This window comes from Bacillus cereus group sp. BfR-BA-01441, assembly GCF_022663075.1.
GTDB classification, from domain to species: Bacteria; Bacillota; Bacilli; order Bacillales; family Bacillaceae_G; genus Bacillus_A; species Bacillus_A cereus.
Genome location: NZ_JAKUEU010000128.1, coordinates 1 through 8,651, shown reverse-complemented (window position 1 = coordinate 8,651; position 8,651 = coordinate 1). Strand labels below are relative to the sequence as shown.

Below are 8,651 nucleotides of genomic sequence, written 5' to 3'. Positions count from 1 at the left end.
GTTCATCCTGAGCCAGGATCAAACTCTCCAATAAAGTTAGTTTGTCTAGCATCTAAAATAAAAATTGACGTTTCACGTTGTTTGTTTCGTTCAGTTTTCAAAGAACTACTTAGTCGCTCATTTGCGACTTCCTTATGTTAACACTTTCGTTAATTGATGTCAACTAAGTTTTTTATTTCATTTGTCGCTTTCGACGTTAATGTCATCGGCGACTTGTTCTATATTACACCCCCGTAGATCAACCGTCAATACCTTTTATCTTTTTTATTTTATAAATCATAAAAGCTTTACCCTGTCTTAATTTCTAACACAGCCTTAGAACTTCTTAAACTTATGTATTCAAACTAACAATCTGCAGCCTACACTCTCTAACTTAATACTAATACTTTTCTAAAGAATGAATGTGAGACCAAGTAAATATATATTAAGGATAGTATTTTTTCTTTTAGTACGTCCTCCCTCCTGCTCATCTCTAGGGAGATTATAAATAAAACACTTCTCTTCTTTACCTTTAAAATCTAATATACTTAGGAGGCGTTATGAAATGCATGTTAATAAAAAGATAATTTATGTATCCCATGATGCCCACTTCCACGGAGCACAGCTACTTTCTTTACATACTATTAAGGCTCTTAAAGAAAACTTTGATTACTCTGTTGCAATTATCTCTATTGGATCAGGTATTTTAATTCCAGATTTTCAAAAGTACGGTCCTGTTTATTGTCTCGAGCAAGGTTATCAAACAGAAGAAAAGGTCGAATTATTAATAAAGGATTTATTATCACAGGATTTTACCCTCGCCATATGTAGCACTGTCATAAGTGGCGATATCGTTGCATTACTAGCTAGACACAATATAAAAGTTGTTTCATTAATACATGAATTACCGCATTTAATACAACAGTACTCTGCTGAAGGGAAAGCTAAAAACATCGCTGAATTTGCTTACAAAGTTGTCTTCCCTTCACAATACGTATATGAAAAATTTCGTACAATCACTGAATTGGATCCTCAAAAATGTCACATTCTCCCTCAAGGTTTGTTTAACCACAATCCTTATAAAAACAATATCGCAAAAGCTAGAAATGAGTTACGTAAGAAGCTTAACCTGCCTCTAGATAGCAAAATTATCTTAGGTGTAGGCTTCGCAGATTATCGAAAAGGAATAGATTTATTCTCACTTATCTCTTACTCAGTACGAAAGACTCACAAGGATATTCATTTCATTTGGGTAGGGAGAACGGACGTTCAATTCCTGAATACACTGCCCCCTAAATATAAAGCACATTTCACATTAGTCGATCCTACTCCCGATATCGGATTATATAACGCCGGGGCTGACTTATACTTATTAACTTCAAGGGAAGATCCTTTTCCAAATGTTGTTTTAGAAGCATTAGATGCAAAACTTCCTGTTATAGGGTTTAAAAATGCTGGAGGTTTTGAAGATGTTGTTACAGAAAAAACTGGTGCCTTAGTAGATTTTTTAAATTTACCCAAAATGCTAGAGAAAATATATGAATTTATTCACGATGAGGGATTACGATTACAAAAGGGAAGCTTTGGCCAAGAACTTATCGAAAAAAACTTCAATTTTCTTAATTACATTTATCAATTACTAGATCTTCTCGAACATAATTACAAAAAGATAAGTGTAATCATACCGAACTATAATTATGAAAAATACTTACCTGCTCGAATCGAATCAATCTTAAACCAAACCTACCCTCTTTACGAACTAATTTTCTTAGACGATGCCTCCACTGATCATAGCGTATCAACTTTTAAAAAGCTGCTCTCAAAAGAAAATAAGCCCCACCTGAAGGTTCAACAGATTATTAATGATAAAAACTCTGGTTCCGTATTTAAACAATGGATAAAAGGAGTCTCTGCAGCAACTGGTGATTATATTTGGATCGCAGAGGCCGATGACTTATGCGATAAGACATTTTTACAAGAGGTGATACAGGGGTTTTATATAAATAACAATATTACCTTAAGTTACACACAATCAAAACAAATTGATGAACAAGGAAATGTATTGGCTAATCATTATTTAAATTACACAAATGATATCGATAAAGAAAAATGGAAAGGCCCCTATTTTCGAAAAGGCGTCGAAGAAATACAAGATACGTTACTTATCAAAAACACTATACCTAATGTTTCAAGTGTAGTTTTTAAAAATATAGATATGAAGAAAACAGAAAAACAGTTAGAGAAGTTCAAAATAGCTGGTGATTGGTTTTTCTATGTTTCTCTTCTTACAGAGGGAGATATTTACTTCAATCCATCCCCCTTAAACTATCATAGACGACATTTAAATAGCGTAACGAGAACAGAAGATTCATACTCCCATTACAATGAAGTTGTACAAATGCAAAATTTCATTAAAGAAAGATTTACTATCGACGACATTTCTAAAATGAAAATGTATACATATAGAAAGCATCTTAAAGCATACTTAAAAATTTAAACATGTGCTTTCTATGCCATCAATATCTCTTGTAAGTTGCTACTATTACTTAAGGGAGGAATACTCTTTGAAAGACTTTATAGAGGAACATAAAGATTTAATTTCTCAAATCGCACACAAATATAATGTAAATGCAAGTATCCATCCTGAGGATCATATCTTTCAGTTCATTGTCACTAATCCCGTCTTCCCATCAAAAAAAGAAGCGATAGATTACTACTTTAAAGATGGGCAAAACTCAGCACAAATACTCTTAAACTTAATTACTTCCCTTTATCCTCCTACAGGCAATCCAATTAAATTGTTAGAATTTGCATCCGGATACGGCTGCGTAACACGTCATTTATTAAATCTACAAGCGAATTTGAGTATAACCGCTTGCGATATACACGAAGAGGCTATTTCCTTTATTGAAAACAAATTAAATAATTCTTCTATATTATCTCATCCTGAGCCTGAACAGTTAAAATTGGACTCCTCTACGTACGATATCGTTTTTTGTCTATCCTTTTTCTCTCATATGCCTGATACAACTTGGTTTCGTTGGCTGCAAACATTGTATAACGCTGTTTCACCTGGTGGTTTATTCATTTTCACAACCCATGGCTATCAAAGCAAAAAATACTTCGGGTTTCCAAATTTAAATGAAAAGGGCTATTGGTTTCTCTCTTCTAGTGAACAATTCGATTTAGATGTGAATCAATACGGACAAACGATAGTTAGTCCCTCTTACGTGTGTGACAAAATTAAATTATTACCCCATAACCCAATTATCAAAAAGTATACTGAAGGATTTTGGTGGGAACATCAAGACCTTTGGATTATAGAAAAAGAAGCAAAATAATAACCCACGCTCTGCTTATACAAGTAGAGTGTGGGTTATTATTTTTTACTATATAAGAACTCTTCAATCCATAGCTTATTTAATCTAATCCCATGTTTAAAATCTATTTTAGGTTCCCAATTCAATTCTTGTTTTATCTTATCAATATTTAAAATGATTTTTTGAACGTTCTCTTGTTTTTGTTTGTAACAGATAAAATCCACTTTTCTTTCTGTTATTTTCTCTAATTCCACTATAATTCGTTTTAAAGAAAGACCTTTGCCACTCCCTATATTGTATACGCAAGATTTCAATTGATTTAATTGTGCTAGTTGTATAGTAATTTCAACTAAATCATCGATATAAATATAATCTCTAATAATCTCCTCTGGATTCCCATATATATGAATCCTTTCATTACTGAGATGCTGGTACAAAAAACAATTTATCGCCCCTACTTTTTTTAAGGGGTTTTGGTATTTTCCATACGGATTAGAATATCTACATACAACATAATCTATTCCATATTTTCTCTTATAAAAATACAAATAATTCTCCAGCGAAACTTTTGTTATTCCATACGGGGAAAGTGGTCTTAATGGATGTTTCTCATCAATAGGCAAATATTCAGGTTCACCATAAACTGTGCCTCCCGAAGAAGCTAATATAATTTTTTTAATACGAAAATCTTTAACACTTTCCATGAAATTAAGAAAAAATAGACTGCTATTAATATCACCGAAAACATCTTCAATTGAAGTTGCTACGTTAGACGTCGCAGCTAAATAAATAATAATATCTATATTCACTAAAGCCTTATATATATCCTCAACATTTTTTAAATCACCTTTAATAAATTCAACTTCACTTACAATATTTTGAGGAAAATTATTTATCTGTCTGGAAAATACTTTTACATTTTGCCCCTGTTTCAATAAACCCAATGCGAGGTTGATACCAATGAAACTATTTCCACCTACTATTAAATAATTATTCTTCCTCATAATATCATCTCTCTAGTAATAAATTTTTCCCGTCGTCAAACCTAAAAATATACACAAATAAACTGGATCATTTCGATTATTCATCTTCTTATCATTGTATGTTTGTTATAAATTTTCATTATCTTTATTTTCTATTTTCATTTTAGAATAGCTTCCTTATTCAGATTGACTGCAAAAACACTCATAATATTTACTCATCCCCATGAATATATTTAATAAACAATCCTCACTTGTTTAACCCATAAAAAAACGTCTACATACACAAATTTCCCAAAAAGGAGTGCTGAACTCATGAAGAATATAAATCAAGAACTTTTAAATCATGTAATTCTACATAAAGATCGAATTCCGCATTACCATAAAGACTTTCCAATTATACTATTTTGGAGTCATAGAAGCGGATGCACCGCGTTAGCTAATTGGTTCTTTTTTCAAATCGGATTATTTACTGAAGCAAAGAAATACAATGACTTTATTCATTACTATGAGTTCTGGGTGTATAAGAACAATACAAATTACATACCAGAGTTACAAAATGGTCTTCTAGAGGGTAAAAAGGATGTTTGTAAACTTGTGCGAAATCCCTATACAAGGGCTGTCAGCTCATTTCTATTACTTGCTGACAACCCATATGCTAGCCCTCAATGGGAAAGTATCCGTCATTATTTTTATAATGACAAATATAGTAATCAAGGAATATCATTTAAACAATTTTTATATTACGTTCAGGCATTCAGCTCCAATTCTCTAGCGTTAGATATACATTTTAGTCAACAATACGTCCCTGGTGAAGAAAACTTCATCCAATGTTATATTCCTTTAGAAGATTTTAATACACAAATCACCAAACTAGAACACACGTACGATTTGATAAAATCCCCTTTAGCACTTCTTACAAATTCAGATCATCATCGCGCACACAAGATGATTTATGCAGGGAGCTATGCAGAACTTAGCATTACAGATACAGACTTCCCACGATTTCCAACATACGAAAGCTTTTATGATAAAGAAACTATGGATTTAGTTACAGAAATATACACACAGGATTTTGAAATGTATCCATACACGAAAGGGATATTTTAAGTCTATACATTTTCCCATGAATAAAAGCTGATGCATCGCATAGCATAAAGTGAAACTTTAATTCGATTGGGGGTTCTCTTCAACTGATTATTCCCTTCTCCTAATCGCAATTTTAAGAGATACCTAACTTTCACCCATTCCCCCTTTGATTTCGCTGATTGTTGACGTGTATCATACTTTCCATAAATAGATTGCATTTAACATAGGAGGGATGTCGTGTGGAAATCAATTTGAAACACAATAATGGGTACTGCGTTATTTGCGAAAAGAAAGCTACATTTATAGAGCATAATGATTGGCTTAGAGATCATTATTTATGTTCTACATGTAACTCTATACCAAGGCAGCGAGCTTTAATCCATGCCTTGCATACATTTTTTCCAAAATGGAATTCCTATAGTATCCACGAATCCTCTCCTGGAGGAATTACAACTCAGCTACTATTAAAAAACTGTAAAAACTATACTTATTCTCAATACTTTAGAAATTATCCTCTTGGCCAATACTTTCAAGGTATTAGATGTGAGAACTTAGAAGACATGACTTTTGAAAATGAATCTTTTGATTTATTCATTACTCAAGACGTTTTTGAGCATGTAATGACGCCAAACAAAGCCTTTAAAGAAATAGAACGAGTATTAAAACCTGGCGGCGCTCATGTATTTACTGTCCCTTGGTATCATACACTCACAAAAACTGTGCAAAGAGCAAGAATGAATCAAGAAGTGATTGAATATATTGAAGAGCCCATTTATCATGGAAACCCTATTGATGAGAATGGATCTTTAGTAACGTTCGATTGGGGGCAGGATATGATTGAATATATTTATACACACGCAAACATGTATACCATTGTTTATTTACAAAAGGATAGATCACTAGGGTTAGATGCTGAATTTTTACATGTTTTTATTAGTAAAAAGCAAGAAAATAAAGTTTAATCACTATATAATTCGGAGGTTTAACAAATGAATAAATTTAAGTTAGGAAGTGATTTTGATCATCTTGTTAATTCACTATCTGATGTCGAACTTCTAAATTTATTTATACAAAGTTGTTCACAAACAACGATAAATGGGGTTCCCGTACCTAGGTTTCCTCCTGAAGAAATTCAAAAACAATTTGTAGGTGCTTCCTATGAACATGCTCTTTACGAAGCATATTTGTTTTATAGACATATAAAAGAATACGCCCAAAATTTAGGGGTTCCCTTGAATAAAGAAAGTAAAGTTTTAGACTTCGGCTGCGGATGGGGAAGAATTATACGCTTCTTATTTAAAGATGCCTCTGATCAAAATTTACTTGGCATTGATGTCGATCCTGCGATGATCACACTTTGTAATGAAACACTAGGAAGAGGGATATATAAAACAGCAAGTCCACATCCCCCTGTAGAATTTATTAGTGACAATTCATTAGATATCATATTCGCTTATTCTGTATTCTCACATTTATCCGAAGCAACTGCCGAAAATTGGGTAAAAGAATTTTCAAGAGTTCTTCGCCCTGGTGGAATCTTCATCGCAACAACACAAGCGCGCTATTTTCTTGATTTTTGTCAACAATTCCAAGAACATCCTGAATTAATTCAAACAGGATGGCATAAAACTTTATCTCAAGCTTTTCCAGATATACATCGCGCCATCTCGGATTATGAAAACGGCAAATTTGTTCACAGTCCTACTGGTGCAGGAGATGTTAGAAATAGTAGTTTTTACGGAGAAACTGTTATACCTAGGACTTATATTGAAAATCATTATGAGAAATATTTAAAGCTACAAGACTTTTTTGATGATGTAAATCGATTACCACAGGCCCTCTTTGTCCTTCAAAAAATTTAATTCCTTTCATTCAACGTAATAAATTTCATGACGAAAAGCACTTTCTATTTCAGCTATATATCAAATTACCTAATACTCTCTTATTAAGTAAGCTTAAAAAAATCCAATACATACCATAAAAAGACAGTAAACAGATAACATATCTCTTGTTTTAAAATTGCTTCACCAAATCAAGAATAACTTCCCAACACTTGAACTACGAAAAACATGAGGGGGATATAACTTGAAAATAATCGCTTTTTACTTACCACAATTCCATCAAATTAAAGAAAATGATCGATGGTGGGGGAAAGGATTTACTGAATGGACAAATACTAAAAGTGCACGACCTTTATTTTCAGGACATTATCAACCTAGGGAACCTTATCAAGATTTTTATTACGACTTAACTACCCCCTCCGTAAGAAAGTGGCAAGCGGAAATCGCTAAAGCATACGGTATATATGGTTTTTGTTATTATCATTACTGGTTTAAGGGAAAAAGACTATTAGAAACACCCTTTAATGAGGTACTAAAGATGAAGGAACCTGACTTCCCTTTTTGTCTTTCTTGGGCAAATGAACCATGGACAAAATCTTGGGATGGTCTCGATAAACATATATTAATGCCTCAAGACTACGGAGATATATCTGATTGGAAGGAACACTTTGATTATTTATTACAGGCTTTCCAAGATGAGAGATATATTTATATAGATGATAAACCTCTATTCATTATTTATCGTCCAGGACATATTCCTGATTGTGAAAAAATGCTTAATTACTGGAATGCATTAGCGCGAGAAAATGGTTTAAAAGGTATATACTTTGCTGAAACATTAAACAGTTTTCCACTACCTAATATAAATGGATTCGATGCCAGCATTCAGTTTGAACCTTTCTATACAATTGCCCATGATAGCTCTTCAGACATAAATAAGGTAATATATGATTCTGATATGCAATTAAATGTTTGGGACTACGATAAAGTATGGATGTATATATTACAACGATCGCTCCCAAAGAAAAAAACATTTCCCGGGGCTTTTGTTGATTGGGATAATACTGCACGACGTAAAAACGCGAATAGCAGCATCTTTGTAGGTTCTACCCCTGAAAAGTTCACCATATATTTAAGCAAGCAAATTCATCGTACTTACTCTTTTTATAACAGCGAGTTTTTATTTATTAACGCATGGAACGAGTGGGCGGAAGGAACTTACTTAGAGCCAGATAAAAAATATGGATTTTCTTATTTAGAAGGGGTTAAAAATGCAATTGATAGAGGTATGAAAGCATACAAAAAAGACGAGTCATTCTGACTCGTCTTAAAGTTGCTTGGCGACGTCCTACTCTCACAGGGACAAGGTCCCAACTACCATCGGCGCTAGAGAGCTTAACTTCCGTGTTCGGTATGGGAACGGGTGTGACCTCTCTGCCATC

At 33.2% G+C, this 8,651-nt stretch carries 7 protein-coding genes and 1 rRNA gene; 6 read left to right on the top strand and 2 right to left on the bottom strand.

Annotation, left to right across the window (positions count from 1 at the left end; translation table 11 throughout):
• The first annotated feature begins 544 nt into the window (after positions 1-544).
• Together MR107_RS28040 and MR107_RS28035 are read left to right on the top strand one after the other, a co-directional pair.
• On the top strand, positions 545-2,476 hold the full coding sequence (locus MR107_RS28040; RefSeq protein ID WP_000558370.1) for a glycosyltransferase: 1,932 nt from the start codon (positions 545-547) through the stop codon (positions 2,474-2,476).
• Between the two features lie 67 nt (positions 2,477-2,543).
• Complete coding sequence (locus tag MR107_RS28035) at positions 2,544-3,320, top strand: class I SAM-dependent methyltransferase (protein WP_242292999.1); 777 nt, start codon at positions 2,544-2,546, stop codon at positions 3,318-3,320.
• Between the two features lie 38 nt (positions 3,321-3,358).
• On the opposite strand, the gene MR107_RS28030 is transcribed toward MR107_RS28035, so the two are convergent.
• A complete protein-coding gene (locus tag MR107_RS28030; protein ID WP_242292998.1) occupies positions 3,359-4,303 on the bottom strand; it encodes an NAD-dependent epimerase/dehydratase family protein in 945 nt (314 codons plus the stop codon).
• A gap of 291 nt (positions 4,304-4,594) precedes the next feature.
• Here MR107_RS28030 and MR107_RS28025 point away from each other — a divergent pair, with 291 nt between their 5' ends.
• The 4 genes from MR107_RS28025 to MR107_RS28010 all read left to right on the top strand — a co-directional run bounded on the left by MR107_RS28025 (position 4,595) and on the right by MR107_RS28010 (position 8,530).
• Positions 4,595-5,389, top strand: a complete 795-nt coding sequence (locus MR107_RS28025; RefSeq protein ID WP_025688562.1) for a sulfotransferase family 2 domain-containing protein — start codon at positions 4,595-4,597, stop codon at positions 5,387-5,389.
• A 218-nt stretch (positions 5,390-5,607) separates the two neighbouring features.
• Entirely contained in the window at positions 5,608-6,330 is a 723-nt protein-coding gene (locus tag MR107_RS28020) for a class I SAM-dependent methyltransferase (RefSeq protein WP_000405126.1), read from the top strand.
• Positions 6,331-6,357: 27 nt separating this feature from the next.
• Positions 6,358-7,230 (top strand): class I SAM-dependent methyltransferase, encoded by an 873-nt coding sequence (locus MR107_RS28015; protein WP_001031897.1) that lies wholly within the window; start codon positions 6,358-6,360, stop codon positions 7,228-7,230.
• Between the two features lie 223 nt (positions 7,231-7,453).
• Complete coding sequence (locus MR107_RS28010) at positions 7,454-8,530, top strand: glycosyltransferase WbsX family protein (protein WP_000690995.1); 1,077 nt, start codon at positions 7,454-7,456, stop codon at positions 8,528-8,530.
• Positions 8,531-8,544: 14 nt separating this feature from the next.
• Here the strand turns inward: MR107_RS28010 and rrf are convergent.
• A 5S ribosomal RNA gene (gene rrf / locus MR107_RS28005) occupies positions 8,545-8,651 on the bottom strand; the annotation flags it as partial.

Bases quoted from the DNA above. Each gene is read 5' to 3' on its own strand.
- MR107_RS28040 (WP_000558370.1), top strand. From the start codon at position 545: ATGCATGTTAATAAAAAGATAATTTATGTATCCCATGATGCCCACTTC.
- MR107_RS28030 (WP_242292998.1), bottom strand. From the start codon at position 4,303: ATGAGGAAGAATAATTATTTAATAGTAGGTGGAAATAGTTTCATTGGT.
- MR107_RS28025 (WP_025688562.1), top strand. From the start codon at position 4,595: ATGAAGAATATAAATCAAGAACTTTTAAATCATGTAATTCTACATAAA.
- MR107_RS28015 (WP_001031897.1), top strand. From the start codon at position 6,358: ATGAATAAATTTAAGTTAGGAAGTGATTTTGATCATCTTGTTAATTCA.